The sequence below is a fragment of the Nitratifractor salsuginis DSM 16511 genome, assembly GCF_000186245.1.
In the GTDB taxonomy this organism is placed as follows: Bacteria; Campylobacterota; Campylobacteria; order Campylobacterales; family Sulfurovaceae; genus Nitratifractor; species Nitratifractor salsuginis.
In genome coordinates this window covers 188,379-205,032 of sequence record NC_014935.1, presented here as the reverse complement: position 1 = coordinate 205,032, position 16,654 = coordinate 188,379, and the positions used below count along the sequence as shown (strand labels likewise).

Below are 16,654 nucleotides of genomic sequence, written 5' to 3'. Positions count from 1 at the left end.
CTCAGAAACGAAAGGAAGCGATTATGACAAAACAACTACCCGCAAAGGAAAAAGAGCTTCGGAGCCTGCTGGTCCCCCGGGTAAAGATGATCGAAAGCCTGATGGGAGACCCGAACCGGGCCAAAAAGTTCAGCGCCACGCTGCTGGCAGCCGGACTAAATCCCAACCTGGCACGCTGCACGCCCCAAAGTATCATCGAGGCAGGAATAGCCGCCGCTGTGCTGCAACTTCTACCCGATCCGAATTTGGGGCAGGCCTATCTTGTCCCTTACAAAACAAAGACCGGGGCGACAGTCTGCCAGCTTCAAATTGGCTATAGAGGTTTTATCACGATGCTGGAGCGTATCGGCTGGCATCTGAAAGCCTATGCCGTTTACTCTGTCGATGATTTTTCTTTCGAGGTTGACGGTTGGGATGAGCGCCTGCACTTCAAGCCGAACTTTGACGAGCGGCAGACTGATCCCGCCTGGACTTTCGCCAATCTGGTAAAGGTGGTGACCGTGGTCAAGTCACGGGACGGGGAGCTCTTCTACCAGGTTATGCCGAAGCAGGAGATCGAAAAGATCCGCTTGAAGAGCCAGACCCAGAAAGATCCACGCAAACCGTCGGGCATCTGGTGGGAATGGTATGAACAGATGGCCATCAAGAGCGCTATCAAACGTCACATCAAGCGCCTGCCCCTCGGGGATCAGGACGTAACCGTAGCGCTGGGGGTTGACGATGTGGCAGAGAAGGGCGCCGTCCCGGACTATGAGCGCTTCAACAAGGAAGGCGTAGTGATCGAAGCCGACGTGTCTCCCGAACCGAAGCAAGCAGAGCAGCGGGACATCGATGCGCTGCTGATCCAGGGACAGACAGCACCGGACCCTTGGAGCGAGGGGGAAGCATCGAATGAGAGAGAGGAGCCGGAAGAGACGCCGGACCCGAGCGCCCAGCTGGTGGCGGAGCTGATCCGGCGGCGGGTGAAGCGGTCGGCAGCGCTGAAATACGTCAAGGCCAATGAGAACAGTATGGAGGCTTTGCTGGAGGATCCCGGCGCCCTGGACGCAATAGCGGAAGAGCTGAGGGCCGGGTAAGCCTGGGACCCCCAGGCGATGTTTAAGGTTTTGATTTTCTTTTTGTAGAGAATCTACATTATGTTAACCACTCGATCAATTAGAGGGGGTTATTATCAATTAGATAAGCCCTTTTTGGCAGATGTGAATAACTTTCCTTAAATCGATAAAATTTGGGGCTATTTTGGAAGTTTTGTTATCGTTATGTGAATAACTCAACGAGATTCCGGGGGAGTTTGGCGGCTCACCCCCTATTCTTAAACGAGATAATTAAATGCTCAATATAATAATATAAAATAGTGTCGATTATCATATTGATAATAATGACTTGACATTGTAAGCGGAAGGCTGTAAAATGAGGCTGAGGGGTTGAAGGCATCAGCCACGTACCCCATCAGACATTAACGGGAGGTTGATATCACAAAGCCAGACAAGGAAATAGCCGAAGAGATCGGTGTCGGCCCCGTGACGCTCAGCCGGTGGAAGAAAACCCGGCCGCGACTGTATCGACGGATCAAACAAAGTTATCGATGTGAAGCGGTCCTGGAAGAGTTGGGCGTTACGTTTGAAAAGATCAAAGAGGTGATCGAGGCGTACAAAGCCGAAGATTCAGAGTGAAGCAGGCCGGGGACGTGTGGAAGCGGCCCGACCTCATCAAACCAAAGAAGGAATGACAAATGAATAATAGCAAAAACAACGGGAATGAAGTGGCTGTACTGCTGCGTCATGATGTGCTTAATGAGATTGAAAAGGCAGTGTTCTCCATCGATGGGATGGCCAAGGCCATCAGGCGATTGGCCGGCGACGGTGAGGGGCTGGATGATGAAATGAGTTTAGCGCTTCAGCATCTGGCGGAAGCTGTAGAGGAGAAGGCAAAGGTAATACAGTCCCTAACGATCGATGAAAAAGCAGAGTTTGTGAATGTTCCCCAAGTCTAAACAATCACTTTATGTAGGAGTGGGTCCTTCTGGGGATGAAGGAGCGTGCGGGGCTCGCGAACCCCGGAAAATGGACAGTTTTCTATCTGCAAAATTGCTTAAACTTTCTTAGCTATCACGCCACTCACGTAGTGAGTGAAAATTACCGAAATACGGAGGTTTTACTATGCCTGAATACCTAACGGCACGCGAAGTAGTCGGTCGCTTGAAAATGGGCAAGGTCGCCAGCTTCACCGAGAGCTATTTTTCCCAGTTGGTCAGAGACGGAGCAATACCATATCACCGGAAGCCTGGTAAAAAGAGGCGGCTTTTTATCTTCGATGAGGTCAAAGAAGCTTTGGAGGGGATCCGCGATCCTTCCCGTGATCCGCAAAGGAAGGCAAATGCCAAACGACGGGAAAGATCCAGTTTCGACATTCAGCTAAATGAAGTACTCAACCGGATCAATGCGAAGAGCCGGGAGTTACAGCCGGAATGTTTTGACCTCACAAACCTGGAAGACGAGGATCCCGAAGAGTTTCACCGGGAGCTGGAACGCATTAACGGCGCCAATATGACTTTACGTGACGCGACTTATGAGCTATGCCAGGAGTTTGCTGGCAGTCCGGCGGTGGCGCTGGCAGTTGTGGAAAAGCTGGAAGGTTTTGTTATCGACGGTAAAGAGATAGCGGACGCTTTCGGGGTTTGTATGGCGGAAGCGTCAGAAAAGCCCCTTTAGGTTTCGTTGAAGCAAAAGATTTTAGGGGCCTTTTTAGGGGCTTTATTATAATGAGCTGCCAAAAATACCCATAATTAGGTTATGTTCGATTCCCCTCAACCCACCATTTTTTCAAAAACTACACGTCGAAAAACATCGACCATAATTCTTTATAACCCGCAGACATTATGCAACATCCCTATAGCTTCGTTCCGTTTCGATCATTCATATTCCAAAACCGCATTACCCGACTCGATAACACCTGGTGTTCTTGCCTATGGGAGAAAGTCTTTCTCTCCGACTTCGACAATCTCGGGTTTAGAGCATTTCCCGGCTATCCGAGGAATACTTCGAGTAGAAGACGGTAAAGATATTCCGGATCGATGGGGGTGGGGATGATGTAGGGGATGCCGGCTTCACGGGCTTCTGCCTGACGTTTTCTCTCCGTAGGCTCCAGCAGAGTCATCAAGATTTTGTCCGTACACTCTTTGGGGCAGATTTCGAGTACGCTTTTCCAAGGGTCCTCTGACAGGTGGCCGCTGACTATCACCAGATCGACCGAGGGTAAAAAGATCGAAAGATACTCGGTATTTTCAGTCTGGGTCATCTCGATTTCCGTATCTTCCATCATCCCTTTGAGAAGCATCCAGTCACTATCCTTCTCTCCGATGAAAAGAATCTTTTTCCTGCCAACGAGGAAGGAGAGATTCTCTTTGAGGATGCCCAGGCTCTCCTGTGTCTCCTCCAGTCTGACCTCTGCGAAGAGGTCCAGGATCACTTCAAAGATCTTCTCCTGGGTAAACGGTTTGTTGAGGAATGCCTCGATAAAAGGGAGCAGCTCACCGGAGACTTTTTCCTCCCGGGCCTGATCTTCGGAGAGGACAACCAGTTTGGCCTCTTTCTTTGCGGAAATGATCTGCTGAACGAGATCCCTTTCGGGAAAGTCGCCGGGATCGAAAAAGACTACATCGTAATTTTGACGGTCCAACTCCCGTAACACAGCTTCTGCACTTTTCGCTATCGTTAGAGGAAAATGAAAATAACCCAACATGTGGTTCAACGCCTCGGCGACACTGTTATTGCCCACAGCGATGAGAATGCGTTTGTTCATCCATTCAGAGGAAGGGAGGCGATAGCTGCGCCGCTCCTCCTGACGAACGGGGACCGAAAAGCGTAGTAGCATCCCTTCGTTCTCTTGTTCTTTGGGGACTTCGAGATCGCCGCCCATCAATTCGATCCACTGCTCTGCCTGGCGAAAGTCAGTGCCAGATTCCAAATGTTTCCGGAATGAAGCAAAATCAAATGGACCTTCGTGGGCTTTTCCAAAGAACTCGAAATAGAGGATCTTCTCTTTCTCTTTACCGGGAACAGGGGTCAGTGACGCGCGAAGCACGAGTTCTCCTACACCGTCGTCATCGATCATCATCCCCGTTAGACTGTGCAATACTTTCCCCAGCAGGATCGGATCCCCGTAGAGTTGTGCCGGGACGGAATTGTCCACATCGAAGATCAGAGAGAATTTTTCTACAGTATTTTTGCGTTCAAGATAATCCGCCAACTGCTCGAAAAGGTTATTGATGTTGAAATTCCTCGGTCGGCTTTTTTCCTTATCGTTGGTCAACGAAAGTGTCTCGGTATGGTTTTTCATCTCCATAGAGAGACGCTCGAGATACCCCAAAAGCCTCTGCAGCGAAGCTATATATTTTTTTTCTCTTTCACTCAATCCCGTTTGAATCATTTGCGCCGAAAGCGAAGTCAACTTGTCCGAGACCTCTTTGAGCTCTCTGGATTCCCGCGAAAAGAACCCCTGGAGACTTTCACATTGTTCTCTCAGCTCAATACACCCCTCACGCCCAGAGGGTTGCTGTTGCCGGCAAGCCTGCAACTCCTTTTGTAGCCGTTTCTGATCTTTTAGCGCTAGGATACTGCCGATAAGGGGCTTGAGGTGGATCCGCACCGCCTCCCGATCCCAGGGGACCGGCAGAGCATAGTGGATCCCCAGGGGCAGCAAGCTTCCGAGCTCCGCTTCTTTTCCCCGATCATAGAGCCAAAGCAGCGGAGGAGGCGTCGGGCCGGCTGAGATCTTCCCGAGGACCCGGCGCAGAAGCGCGTTATCCGGGCAGGCATGCGCATCGAGGATCAGCAGCACCATCTTATCCTTCCCATTCAGCACTTCCCAAAGCGCCTCTTCGCTCTCAAAACTCTGGAACGACTGAAAAACCCTGCCAAAAAACCCTCGGATATCTTCTGAAATCGGTCCCAGAGACTTGGGCCGATAACAGAGAACGTCAATCTCTATAGCACGAACTTTTTTAGGTATCTTCTTCTCATTATTTTGGTTCATTGGGTTTACTCATACTCAGGGTTTTTCTGATCCTATTTTGGGATAGTATACTGCTTTTACCTCTGCGGGAAGCAACTTTTTTAGACATCGGATGGATCACGGTGCAGAAGGAGCCATTACTTCAGCACTTCCCCGCAGATGATGCTCTCTTCGAGGACGGTGATTTCGCGCACGATCCCGTTTTTATCGGTCCTGAGCGCCAATTCACAATAGTCGGGATAGCTGTCGTCCCTCCCCAGGGCAGCGGCGATCAGGTTCCCGTAGTCGGAGCGCCAATAGTGCATCACCGATCCGTCTGAGAGCCTCACATCCCGGTAGGAGGGGCCGTTGTCCACTTCGAATTTCATATAGCGTTTGTTGAGATAGAGACTCTTGCCGACCCGTCGGGGGGCGGCAGGGCCGGGAGTGCAGGCTGTCAGCAACAGAACCAACGGCAACACACAACCCAAAACTTTTTTCGACATAACAAACCTCCCTTCCATCAATCAACCACCCTGCGAGGGATCGTGGGCATCAGTGCCGTCGTCATCTCATAGCAGATCGTCCCGAAATGGCGGGCGGCACGGCGGGCATCTTCCATGACACAGATTCGATCGGCTTCCCCTTCGACGGAGATAAAATCCATCGACACCCGCCCGAGGATTGCTTTGCCCTCAGCTGTCCGATAGGGCTCCGATGCCCTCCCCCTCGGCCAGCCGTCGCCATACCCCAGGTCGTAGGTCGAGACCGGCATTTCTCTGTCGGCGGTAAATTCGCCGCCGTAGCCGATCCGGGCTCCCTCTTGAAGCCTGCGGGTCGAAGCGCGCCGGGCCCAAAGCGAGAGGACCGGTTTGAGTTCGACCCCTTCGAAGCCCTTTGGGAGGGTATTGTAGCCGTAGATGGCGATCCCGACCCGGGCGATATCCTCGTCGAAGTTTCGGCAGCGCAGGAGCGCCGCGGAGTTGTGGGAGTGGAAACGGGTCTCGGAGAATCCGGCGTCGATGACACGCTTTTTCACCTCGTCGAAGCGTTTTTTCTGCCAAAAATATTCGCTGGTCAGCTCGTCGGCACTGCGGTAATGGGTTATGACGCCGAAGAGTCGGAGCTTGCGCTTGCGGATGATCTCCAAAGCCTCCTCCAAACGCTCCGGTTCGATTCCGTTGCGGTGCATCCCCGTATCGACTTTGAGCTCGATCAAAACCCCGGGCTCGATCCAGCGCAGCAGCCCGATCTCCGAGACGGCGTAGGAGCAGCGTGAAGAGGGGCGCGGGCTATCGCCAAGCACCAGGATATGATCGAAGAGATCTGAAATCTGATCCGCTTCATCGTTGGTGACGACCACCGCTTCCCGAATCCCGTAATCCCGGCTCAGCTCCCCCATCAGGCGCAAACCGTGGCCGTAGGCATTGTCCTTGAGGACGACGGCGAGCCGATCTTTGCTCCCTGCCTTCAGAGCCAATTGGTTAAGATTGTGATAGAAATTCCCTCGATCGATCAGAATATAAGCCATAAGAGATTGTATCCAATTCGAGAAAAAGAGAAGGAGTGAAATATGTTTATGCCCAAGGGCGAGGAAGCGAGCTTCTGGTGGCTCACCCTGGGAAAGGTAGCCGCCGGGATCATCACCCTCTTGGTCCTCTTTTTCCTCATCAAAGAGCTGATCAAAATGGTCAAAGAGAGCAACGAAGGAAAATGCAGTGACAAGTGTGATCTGGACTAGACAACGCCGGTGGCGTTCTTCCTGTGTTGCGTGTTACGTACTGCGTGTTACGACACTCAATGCTCAACACTCAACGCTCAACCCTCTAAGCCTGCGCCGGGAGCCTCGTTATGACTAGACTCAAAGCCGAGTGGGAAGATCAAAAAGTCGTGCTGCTGGCCTTCCCCCACGAAGCAACTGACTGGGCGAGAGAAGGAGACCTGCAGAAGAGTTACGCCCCCTTCGTGCGCATCGCGCAGGCCGTCGCCTACACCCAGACCGTTTACATCCTCTGTAAAGAGCGTCAAGCCGTAAACGATCTCTTCTGCTCCACCAACAATATGGTCTTCATCGAAGCGGATTACAACGACACCTGGATCCGGGATTACGGGCCTTTGAGCGCGGAAGACGCGTCGGGGAATCCTCTGCTGCTCGATTTTATCTTCGACGGTTGGGGCGGCAAATTCGAAGCCGCTCTTGACAATCGTGTCAACCGGTTTTTACACGGCAAAGGCTACTTCGGCACCACGCCTATGAAATCTTTTGATTTTGTCCTGGAGGGGGGCTCCATCGAGACCGACAGCGCAGGGACCATCCTCACCACTTCCCGCTGCCTTTGCAACCCCAACCGCAACGGCGGCCTGAGCAAAGAGGCGGTCGAAAAGCGTTTACGGGAATACCTGGGGGCCCGGAGGGTGCTCTGGCTCGATCATGGTTATCTGGCGGGGGACGATACCGACAGCCATATCGACACCCTGGCCCGTTTCGTCGATCCGGAGACCATCGCCTACGTCCGCTGTGACGACCCCGAAGACGAGCACTTCAAAGCGCTTCGGAAAATGGAAGAACAACTCAGGAGTTTCCGCACGCCCGAGGGCAAACCCTACCGACTGATCCCCCTGCCTATGGCGCCGGTGTGCACCGATGAGGCGGGACGGAGGCTTCCGGCCACCTACGCCAACTTCCTCATCACCAACCGGGCTCTTCTCTACCCGACCTACGAAGCACGCGAGCTCGACCGCCGGGCCGGAGCGATCTTTAAAGAGCTCTTTCCCGGTCGCGAAGTCATACCCATCCCCTGCAAGCGTCTCATCACACAGGGGGGCAGCCTCCACTGCTCCACGATGCAGGTGGCTTTTTGAAGCGGCTAAACACTTTTCGCCAGAGTTTCCGGAAGATCCCGACAGAGCGTACACTAGGGTTGTTTGTCTGCCTCTGTGCCCTTCTATCCGGCCTGCACGCGGAAAGTTCCGAAACCCTCTACACCACGGTCAACCGCCAGCGAACCCTCGCGGAACTACCCGAACTCCACCGCCAACCCATACTTGAGAAGGCGGCACGGGCCCACAGTGCGTATATGGCTCAAAACCGCATCCTCACCATCCGAGAGAGCAGCGATCGGCCCGGCTATACCGGCGAATGGCCTCCCGACCGGGCCGTGGCGGCAGGCTACCGGACGAGGATGCTTTTCGAGAGCGTCTCGGCCTCTTCCCGCTGGACTCCGGAGCAGGACCGTCTCTTCGCCTCCATCTATCGTCGTTTCGGATTTCTAAATATGGAAAAGGATGAGATCGGTATCGGTGTTGAAAAAGGCTATTCCACCTATGATCTGGGAACGAGTACGATCAATCGACTCTGCCAAAGACCTTCCTACACAGGCCCGAAACCTTATGTGACGGGAATCTGTAACAACCCGAATAAGCGAATCAAAAAATCGGATCTTGACCGGGCCCGCAATGACCTTAGACGATCGGCCCCTTCCCTTGTCCTCTGGCCCCCACGCGACAGCCGGGAAACTCCTCCCGCCCTCTACGACGAACTTCCCGACCCCCTCCCCGACGATGCGGTCAGCGGCCTTCCCATCTCTGTAGCGTTCAACAGCCTTGATTTCGATACACCTCCGCAAAAGGTGAAGATGACCCTGAAAGACAGAGAGGGAGAGGCTCTGGAGGCTCTGGGCTCTCTGACGGCGGAGAATGACCCTGCCCACAAACTCACACCCTATCAGTTCGCCCTTATGCCGAAACAACGCCTGGAGTGGGGGCGAAACTACTATGCCGAGCTTCGCTACCACTACCGGGGCAGGGTCTATCATAAAACCTGGTGCTTCTCCACCCGATCCCTCAAAGATGTCGCCGAAAGATACTACCGCTACGAAGAGGGGGATGAGACAGAGTTGAGCCTGCTGCCCGGAAAACGGTATGCCATCTATATCGTGCCTGAGAATACAGAGGATCTTCCCGGCAAAGTGCGATGGGACACCCACGCGAATATCGATCTCAGGATGATCGATCCCCATACATTGCTGGTGACGCTATCGGGGGAGCTCGACGAGCAGGCTCAGCTCATCTTCGCCAACGGTCTGAAGCTCAATCTCATCGTCGCCTCGGGGGACAACGCCCAGGCTCCGGACGACGAGAACTGCTTCGATGACCCGGCTCTCGATCCGGGCATCCTCTCGGTCGGGCTGAGAGCGTATGGCAATAAGCCCCTTGCCGATGAAGCCCCGGATGAATCCAATGCTTCCCGGGAGGGAAACGATACGAGCCGATCCAAACTCCAGAAGTCAGGGGCACTGCAAGAGAATAGAGCCTGGGATATCACAGAGAAGCAGCGCAGGGAAGAAAACAGCGCCAGGGACAGCAACGAGAGCAATAAAACCCTACTGCGACCCAGCGTCCTCCGAGCGGAAGGAGAGAAATCGGGAACCAAAGGCCCTTTCCACCCGTCGGAGTCGGAGGCATACTCTTTCTTCACCTCCCCCCTTTTCCTGGGCACGGTGCTGATGATCCTCTTCTACCCGATCCTGAGGTTTCTGATACGCCGAAGCTCCTAGCACGGGCTCTCGATAATGGTGAAGGGTTTGCCTGGATACATACAAACAGACTGAGACCTACTGACGGGCACCGAAATCCTGGGTCCAGTAGTTGATATAGTGGGTACCGGCCTTTTTCCGGTGGGACATCCCCACCTCTTTGAACTCGGGATTCATCAGATTGGCGCAGTGTCCGGGGCTGTTCAGCCAGGCTTGAACCGCCTTTTCCGCCGTATCCATATTCGTCCCTGCCGCGATGTTTTCCCCCACTCTATGCCAGTCGGAATAGCCGTTGTTTTCGATCCGATCGACGACGGTGCTGTGATCGAGCCCCAAAACCTGGGCCGTATAGTCGCTCTCCGTCCCCGAACCGTCGTGGGAGAAGGTATCGCTTTCGCTCATATCGTAGCTGTGCTCATCCGCCGCCCGATAGAGGGCATCATTCCATTGCAGAGCTGGTGCGGGGTCTTTGACCCCTTCGCTTCCGCAATCCTGTTGCTGAGCCCGCGCGTCATTGATCGCCTTGAGGTAAGCCTTCTTCTGCGAATCACTGATCGGTTGCGCCTCGAAAGAATCGGGGTTATGGACTTCGGAATGCCCATCGTTATCCTTCGTGACAGATACGCCTCCACCTCCGCCGCCGCACCCCGCAAGCAAAAGCCCTGCCGCCAGGAGGCCCATCCATCCCATTCGCCCATACCGCATCAAGACACCCCTTTCCCCTCTCACCCTTACCGGGCTCAGAGAAGATAAAATATAATGATAAAATCATAGCCACTTTGCATTACCCCTCTCGAGGGTGGAAAGGAGAATCGTGCGCTGCTCATTGATCCAGCAAAGCTATACCGGTGACAAAGCCTCGATGCAGGCCAAAACACGCGAAGCGGTCCTGCGTGCCGCCGGGGAAGGAGCCGAGCTCGTGGTGCTCCAGGAGCTCCACCAGAGCGAATACTTCTGCCAGTGCGAAGATCCCCGCTTTTTCGACTATGCCCGATCCTTCGAAGAGGACCTGCGCTACTGGAGCGGTGTGGCCCGGGAGGCCGGGGTGGTCCTGGTGACCTCGCTTTTCGAAGAGCGGGCACCGGGGATCTACCACAACACCGCCGTAGTCTTCGAAAAAGACGGGAGCATCGCCGGCAAATACCGCAAGATGCATATCCCCGACGACCCAGGCTTCTATGAGAAGTTCTACTTTACCCCCGGGGATCTGGGCTTCGAGCCGATTGATACCTCCGTAGGACGCCTGGGCGTACTGGTCTGCTGGGATCAGTGGTACCCCGAAGCGGCGAGGATCATGACCCTCAAAGGGGCCCAGCTGCTCCTCTATCCTACCGCCATCGGCTACCTGGAGTGCCCGAGCGATCGACGGGACGAGCTTTGTGAAAAGGAGAACACCCCCGAGGAGCGCCGCAAAATGCGTGAAGCCTGGATCGCCGTGCAGCGGGGCCACGCCGTGGCCAACGGGGTGCCGGTGCTGGCGGTCAATCGGGTCGGCAAAGAGAAAGACCCCTCGGGAGTCCTGGAGGGGATCCGCTTCTGGGGACACAGCTTCGCCTTCGGCCCCCAGGGGGAGCCCCTGGCTATGGCGGGAGAAGAGGAAGAGACGCTCACTCTCGATCTAGATCTCGACGCGAGCGCGGAGGTGCGAAAGATCTGGCCCTTTCTCAGGGACCGGCGCATCGAGAGCTACGAAGATCTGCTCCAGCGCTACTGCCTCCCTTGATCTGCATCAAGAGGAAAAAACTCAATTAAGATAAAATCAGTCCGAATTAACAAAAGGAGTATGTATGGCACTGGAGATCAGCCCGGTAAAAAAAGGGGAGAAGGTCCGCTTCAAAAACCCCGGCAAACGCTTCTACGACGCCATCGGCGGCGAAGAGGGGATGCGCAAACTGATGTACAACTTCTACGACAAGATCTATGAGAGCGACATCGCCCACTTCTTCCCCCAGGATGAGGAGGAGTTCCAGAAGGTCAAGGAGAAGAACAGCAAATTCTTCATCCAGATCTGCGGCGGCCCGAAGATTTATGAGGATGAAGCCAAGGGAATGAATCTCAACGAATATATGATCCGAATCCACGACGACTTCTCCATTAACGAAAAAGCCCGCATCGAATGGCTCGGGACTATGCGCGAAGCCCTCGACGAGGTCAAAGATGTCGACGAGGAGATTAAAAAGGAGTTTTGGGACTATCTCGACCAGTTCTCCAAGCTCACCGTCAACAGCTTCAGTGACGGCAGCGAATACTACGCCAGCTACACCCAGGCTCAAGAGGAGAAATCGGCGAACTAAGCCTCCGAGCGCCGGGCAAACCACCAACAGAGGGCATAGAGCAGGCCCGGAGTCCGGGCGACACCCTCATCCTCCATCAAGCGGCGCGCCTCCTCAGGACTCAACTCCAACACTTCGATCTGCTCCTCCCCCGGGACTCCGCCGCCGGGGCCGATCCGCATCGACTCCTCCACCTCTACGTAATAGAGGGTCTGCCGGCTGCCGGCGAAGCCCACCGAAGTATAAAAAGAGGTGATCTTCTCCAGCGCTTCGGGACGTACACGAAAACCGCACTCCTCTTCTACCTCTTCGGCTGCTACCGCTTCGGGGGAGTACCCCTCCTTGTCCAGCAGGCCGGCGCAAAGCTCGATCGTCATCCCCTCTTTATTGTGAAGATAGACCGCCGGACGAAATTGACGCACCAGCACGAAACGCCCGTGCTCCCGATGCCAGATCAGGATCGCCACGCTGTCGCCCGCCTCGAGCACTTCCCAGCTTTTCGCTTCACCGTCCTGACGGTAGCGGGCCAGATGGGGATGGATGAACTTCCCCTCTTTCAGGGGCTCCAGATGAAAATCTTCGATGGTATGGGTCATAGTCTCTCTTTCAATTTTCGGCGCTTTTTGCCGCCTGGAAGACTGCGGCGGACTGCAGATCGGATGCGTTTTGATCCGCGGGGCGGCGCAGCATAGCCGGATCGACGGTGATGAAATTCCGCTCATAGTCTTCCCAGCTGAAGGCTCGGGGCGAAGCCTCGAGTGCCGCGAGCAGGCGCTTTTTGAGGGCCTTGGCCCCGGCGATCGGAACCCGTTTCGTCTTGATGACCGTATACTCCTTCATCCGGGTACGGTGGGTCGTGACTTTTCGGATGCGGGTGCTTCGGCCATTTTTACCCAGATATTTGAGGGGATCGACCGCCCGGCCGTTGTGGTAGAGCCCGAAGTGCAGGTGCGGGCCCGTGCTCCGGCCGGTGCTTCCCACCCGTCCGATCACCTGCCCCCGCTTAACGTAGCTGCCCCGATGCACCAGGAGTCGGCTCTGATGGGCATAGAGGGAGACGAATCCTCCAGCATGGGCGATCTTGACCACCTTCCCGTACCCCCGCATCCATCCGGCATAAACCACCCGCCCTTTATCTACGGCATGCAGAGGCGTCCCCCGTCTGGCACCGAAATCGACGCCCAGGTGGGGACGGTAGCGGTGCAGGATCGGGTGCCATCGCTTATAGGTGAATCGGGAAGTGATCCGGACCCTGTTTAGCGGCATTCTGAAGCGCTTCCCCTTCACCCGTTCCCGGACCGTTTTGGTGACAGTGTAGCTCTCCTTTTTACGTCCGGTCTGTTTGTACCGCACCTGCTTCTCCACATCCTGCCAGGCGTTTCCCTCTTCGTCGACGAAGATGAACTCTTTCTTCCCCCGGGTCTTCACGACGGCCCCCAGGATCTCCGGCTGACCCCAGGGTTTGCCCAGCCGGGATTTCTGCCGATAGGAGAAGGCGATGCGGTCCCCCGTCCTGAGGCGGCGAAAATCCACAGCACCCTTGTAGAGATTTTTGAGGAGAAAGCCCAGTCTCGGATTGTGGCTGAGGCGGTCGATGTCGCTGTAACAGTTGCGTTTGATCTCCACCGTGGGAGTGTCCTCGACTTTTCGATAGACGATGGGAATGATGTCGAAACGGTAGCGGCCGTTCTTGAGGTCCCGGCTCAGTTGGATCTGCATCTCTTCCCCGATGGGGATAAGCGCCTGCAGCAGCGTCTCGCCCTCCCGGAGCTCGTAAAAAGGCTCCCCCGCCTGGATCTCCGAAAGGTATTTGCTGTCCTCCGCTCCGATGGTGCTCAGCAGATCCTGGGAAATCCCGTTGCGCTGGAGATATTCGGAGAAGGTTTCCCCCTTTTGCCAAACCGCTTCCCGAACCTCAGCGCCCCAGGCAAGCAAAAACCCCACGAGCATCAACCAGACAAAGCGCAAAGAGACTCCTCGATTTTTCGCGCTATTATAGCCAAGCCTCTCCTATTACCTTAATTTCAATGGGGAGCAAGTATAATCTTTGATAAACTCCCTGAAACGGATACATAAAGGAACCCAGATGAAAAAAACAGTGAAATTGATCTCTCTTTTTCTCTTTCCCCTGATACTCAGTGCCGGCTTTTTCCCACCCACCGTCCATACCACAATCAAATCGGTCGAGGGAAACAAAGTCACCCTCGCCAAACCCCTGCCCGTCAACGGGATGAGCGGGATCGTCATGCACAATTTCGGTAAAGGGCTCAGCGCCATCACCGGAGTGCTGACCCAGGTCTCTCCCGGCGTAGCGACCGTCCGCAAAGGGGACCTGCTCGACCACAAAGGGCTCCCCACCCCCAAAAGCGTCGCCCGACCCGGCGACAAGGTCATCGGCGGCTACCTCTACAGCAATGTCCTGGTCCTGGCCCCCAACGCCCAGACCTACTCCAAGATCACCCGCAGCGGCGGACGTTTCTGGATCCACCCCGATCTCTACGCCGCCTTCCTCGCCCGCGAAGGGGACTCCGCCCCCACGCCCTCCAATCTGGCCAAATTTGCCAGAGAGGCTCAAGTAGGACTGGTCTACGTGGTCCAGAAGAACCGGGCGGTCCTCTTCGACCCCATCAGCGGCCACGTCGTGGGCAGCAAACCCTTCACCCCGGTCGGCACCGAGGCCAAATACCCCTTCTACACCCGCTTCAGCAAAGTCAGCGGCGGCTGGTTCGGCGGCAGCAGCAAAGGGGATTACTACAAAAGTGTAGGAGCCATCCAATGATCGATCCCAAACATATCGAGGCGCTCCGAGACATCGTGGGCGCGGAGAACGTCCACAGCGACAAAGCCCACCTGCGCGCCTACAGCTACGACGCCACGCGCACCCACTATGAGCCCGACGCCGTAATCTTCCCCCGCCACGAGGAAGACGTCAGCCGCATCCTGACCTACTGCAACCACCACAGGATCGCCATCGTCCCGAGGGGTGCGGGCAGCGGATTCACCGGCGGGGCCCTCCCCGTCAACGGCGGCATCGTCCTGGCGATGGAACGGCATATGAACAAGATCCTCGAGATCGATATGGAAAATATGCTGGCCGTCGTCCAGCCCGGCGTCATCAACAAGGAGCTCCAGCGCCACGTCGAGGAGCTGGGCCTCTTCTATCCCCCCGATCCCGCCAGCGAAGAGTACTCCACCCTCGGGGGCAACGTCAGCGAAAACGCCGGAGGGATGCGGGCAGCCAAATACGGTTTGACCAAAGATTACGTGATGGCTCTGCGGGCGGTGCGGGCCAACGGCGACATCATCCGCGCCGGCAAGCGCACCATCAAGGATGTGGCGGGCTACAACGTCGCCGGCATCCTTATCGCCAGCGAAGGGACCCTCGCCGTCATCACCGAAATCACCCTCAAGCTCATCCCCAAGCCCAAATATGTCAAATCCTATATGGGGATCTTCCCCGACGTGGAGGCGGCGATGAACGCCGTCTTCAAATCCCTGGCCGAGGGGGCCAACCCCGTGGCGATGGAGTTCCTCGACGCCCTGGTGGTCAAGGCGGTCAAAGAGAAGCTGGGCATCGAGCTTCCCGAAGAGGCGGGGGCCCTGCTCATCGGTGACGTGGACGGCAATGTCCCCGAAGAGGTCGCCTTCCAGCTGAAGGTCCTCGAAGAGTCCTTCCGCGCCAACGGCGCCCAGGAGTTCCGCGTAGCAGAGGACCCCGCCGAGCGGGAGAAGCTTTGGCAAGCCCGCCGGGGGGCTTCCCAATCCATTACCATCTACGGCAGCAAAAAGCTCAACGAAGATATCTCTGTCCCCCGCAGTATGCTCCCCAAAGCCCTCAAGGAGATCTACGCCATCGGAGAGAAATACGGCCTGGTGGTCCCCTGCTTCGGGCACGCCGGCGACGGAAACATCCACGTCAACGTGATGGTAGACGGCAACGACCCCGACGAGCTGGAGCGGGGCCACAAGGCGATCCGGGAAATCTTCCAACTCGTCGTGGACCTGGGCGGGACCCTCAGCGGCGAGCACGGTATCGGCCTCAGCAAAGCGGAGTTTATGGAGATCGCCTTCAGCCCCGCCGAACTCCAACTCTTCCGCGACATAAAAAAGGCCTTCGACCCCAACGGTATCCTCAACCCGGGGAAAATGGGCTTGTGAAGAGCCTGCTCTTCACAAAATGGAGAATGGAAAATTGAGAATTGAGAATTTTGCAGAAGTCTTCATAATCTTGTCATTTTCCATTTTCCATTCTCCATTCTCAATTCTTCATCAAAGGCGAAGCCTGCGATGAAGATCGGTGTTCTCTCCGACCCCCACCGCCGCAGCGATCTTCAGCAGGCGGCCATCGACACACTGCTGGAGCGGGGAGCGGAGTATCTGCTTCACGCCGGGGATCTCTGTATCGAAGAGAACCTCCGGCAGTTGGAAGCGGCCGGCGTCCCCTACGCCGCCGTCTTCGGTAACAACGACCGGGCCCTTCATTCCCTCTCCGACCGCTACCGCATCAAAGCCGAACCCTGGTATTTCAAGCTCCGAGATCTCAAAGTCAAAATGATGCATCTGCCCTACTACCTCAGCCCCGACACCGATCTGGTGATCTACGGCCACACCCACCGCTTCGCCGCCGAGATGAAAGGCAAAACCCTCTTTCTCAACCCCGGTGAAATCTGCGCCAGGGAAAAGCCCCTCAGCGAATGTGTACTCCTGGAACAGGAAGCGGAGCGCTGGATCGTCCATCGGCTCTACCGTGATCCCGGAGAAAAAGAGTGGCAGGAAGAGAGCATAGAGTTTAATGGAGAATTGGGAATGGAGAATTGAGAATGATTTTTTATTATATAGTGACCCAAAAACCTC

At 55.6% G+C, this 16,654-nt stretch carries 17 protein-coding genes and 1 pseudogene; 12 read left to right on the top strand and 6 right to left on the bottom strand.

Annotated elements, in window-relative coordinates:
* Positions 1–14: 14 nt before the first annotated feature.
* The 4 genes and pseudogenes from NITSA_RS01130 to NITSA_RS01120 form a co-directional block, all read left to right on the top strand.
* Positions 15–1,076 (top strand): annotated as a pseudogene (locus NITSA_RS01130) (recombinase RecT); the annotation flags it as partial.
* Positions 1,077–1,520: 444 nt separating this feature from the next.
* A complete protein-coding gene (locus tag NITSA_RS11360; protein ID WP_169308518.1) occupies positions 1,521–1,673 on the top strand; it encodes a hypothetical protein in 153 nt (50 codons plus the stop codon).
* Positions 1,674–1,732: 59 nt separating this feature from the next.
* Positions 1,733–1,993: a hypothetical protein gene (locus tag NITSA_RS01125; RefSeq protein ID WP_013553186.1), complete on the top strand. Its 261-nt coding sequence runs from the start codon at positions 1,733–1,735 to the stop codon at positions 1,991–1,993.
* A gap of 166 nt (positions 1,994–2,159) precedes the next feature.
* Positions 2,160–2,711 carry a hypothetical protein gene (locus NITSA_RS01120; RefSeq protein ID WP_013553185.1) on the top strand — a complete coding sequence of 184 codons (552 nt, stop codon included), beginning with the start codon at positions 2,160–2,162 and terminating at the stop codon, positions 2,709–2,711.
* A gap of 313 nt (positions 2,712–3,024) precedes the next feature.
* On the opposite strand, the gene NITSA_RS01115 is transcribed toward NITSA_RS01120, so the two are convergent.
* From NITSA_RS01115 to NITSA_RS01105, 3 genes are all read right to left on the bottom strand, one after another.
* A complete protein-coding gene (locus NITSA_RS01115) occupies positions 3,025–4,842 on the bottom strand; it encodes a response regulator (protein ID WP_148224914.1) in 1,818 nt (605 codons plus the stop codon).
* A gap of 308 nt (positions 4,843–5,150) precedes the next feature.
* Positions 5,151–5,498 (bottom strand): hypothetical protein, encoded by a 348-nt coding sequence (locus NITSA_RS01110; protein WP_013553183.1) that lies wholly within the window; start codon positions 5,496–5,498, stop codon positions 5,151–5,153.
* 17 nt (positions 5,499–5,515) lie between these two features.
* Positions 5,516–6,523, bottom strand: coding sequence for an alanine racemase (locus tag NITSA_RS01105; RefSeq protein ID WP_013553182.1), 1,008 nt, complete (start codon positions 6,521–6,523; stop codon positions 5,516–5,518).
* Between the two features lie 42 nt (positions 6,524–6,565).
* Here NITSA_RS01105 and NITSA_RS11355 point away from each other — a divergent pair, with 42 nt between their 5' ends.
* From NITSA_RS11355 to NITSA_RS01095, 3 genes are all read left to right on the top strand, one after another.
* Positions 6,566–6,733, top strand: a complete 168-nt coding sequence (locus tag NITSA_RS11355; protein ID WP_013553181.1) for a hypothetical protein — start codon at positions 6,566–6,568, stop codon at positions 6,731–6,733.
* Positions 6,734–6,843: 110 nt separating this feature from the next.
* Positions 6,844–7,854, top strand: coding sequence for an agmatine deiminase family protein (locus NITSA_RS01100; protein WP_013553180.1), 1,011 nt, complete (start codon positions 6,844–6,846; stop codon positions 7,852–7,854).
* Positions 7,851–9,548, top strand: coding sequence for a CAP domain-containing protein (locus tag NITSA_RS01095; protein WP_013553179.1), 1,698 nt, complete (start codon positions 7,851–7,853; stop codon positions 9,546–9,548). The genes NITSA_RS01100 and NITSA_RS01095 overlap by 4 nt, the downstream gene beginning before the upstream one ends.
* A gap of 57 nt (positions 9,549–9,605) precedes the next feature.
* On the opposite strand, the gene NITSA_RS01090 is transcribed toward NITSA_RS01095, so the two are convergent.
* Entirely contained in the window at positions 9,606–10,232 is a 627-nt protein-coding gene (locus NITSA_RS01090) for a CAP domain-containing protein (protein ID WP_013553178.1), read from the bottom strand.
* Between the two features lie 109 nt (positions 10,233–10,341).
* Between NITSA_RS01090 and NITSA_RS01085 the strand changes: the two genes are divergently transcribed.
* Together NITSA_RS01085 and NITSA_RS01080 are read left to right on the top strand one after the other, a co-directional pair.
* A complete protein-coding gene (locus NITSA_RS01085) occupies positions 10,342–11,250 on the top strand; it encodes a carbon-nitrogen hydrolase (RefSeq protein WP_013553177.1) in 909 nt (302 codons plus the stop codon).
* 64 nt (positions 11,251–11,314) lie between these two features.
* Entirely contained in the window at positions 11,315–11,821 is a 507-nt protein-coding gene (locus NITSA_RS01080; RefSeq protein WP_013553176.1) for a globin domain-containing protein, read from the top strand.
* Here NITSA_RS01080 and NITSA_RS01075 read toward each other — a convergent pair.
* Both NITSA_RS01075 and NITSA_RS01070 read right to left on the bottom strand, forming a co-directional pair.
* Entirely contained in the window at positions 11,818–12,396 is a 579-nt protein-coding gene (locus tag NITSA_RS01075; protein ID WP_013553175.1) for an NUDIX domain-containing protein, read from the bottom strand. The genes NITSA_RS01080 and NITSA_RS01075 overlap by 4 nt on opposite strands.
* A 10-nt stretch (positions 12,397–12,406) precedes the next feature.
* Entirely contained in the window at positions 12,407–13,768 is a 1,362-nt protein-coding gene (locus tag NITSA_RS01070; protein WP_013553174.1) for a peptidoglycan DD-metalloendopeptidase family protein, read from the bottom strand.
* 118 nt (positions 13,769–13,886) lie between these two features.
* Here NITSA_RS01070 and NITSA_RS01065 point away from each other — a divergent pair, with 118 nt between their 5' ends.
* From NITSA_RS01065 to NITSA_RS01055, 3 genes are all read left to right on the top strand, one after another.
* Positions 13,887–14,579: a plasminogen-binding N-terminal domain-containing protein gene (locus NITSA_RS01065; RefSeq protein ID WP_013553173.1), complete on the top strand. Its 693-nt coding sequence runs from the start codon at positions 13,887–13,889 to the stop codon at positions 14,577–14,579.
* Entirely contained in the window at positions 14,576–15,958 is a 1,383-nt protein-coding gene (locus tag NITSA_RS01060; RefSeq protein WP_013553172.1) for an FAD-binding oxidoreductase, read from the top strand. The genes NITSA_RS01065 and NITSA_RS01060 overlap by 4 nt, the downstream gene beginning before the upstream one ends.
* A gap of 129 nt (positions 15,959–16,087) precedes the next feature.
* On the top strand, positions 16,088–16,618 hold the full coding sequence (locus NITSA_RS01055; RefSeq protein ID WP_013553171.1) for a YfcE family phosphodiesterase: 531 nt from the start codon (positions 16,088–16,090) through the stop codon (positions 16,616–16,618).
* The last annotated feature ends 36 nt before the right edge of the window (positions 16,619–16,654 follow it).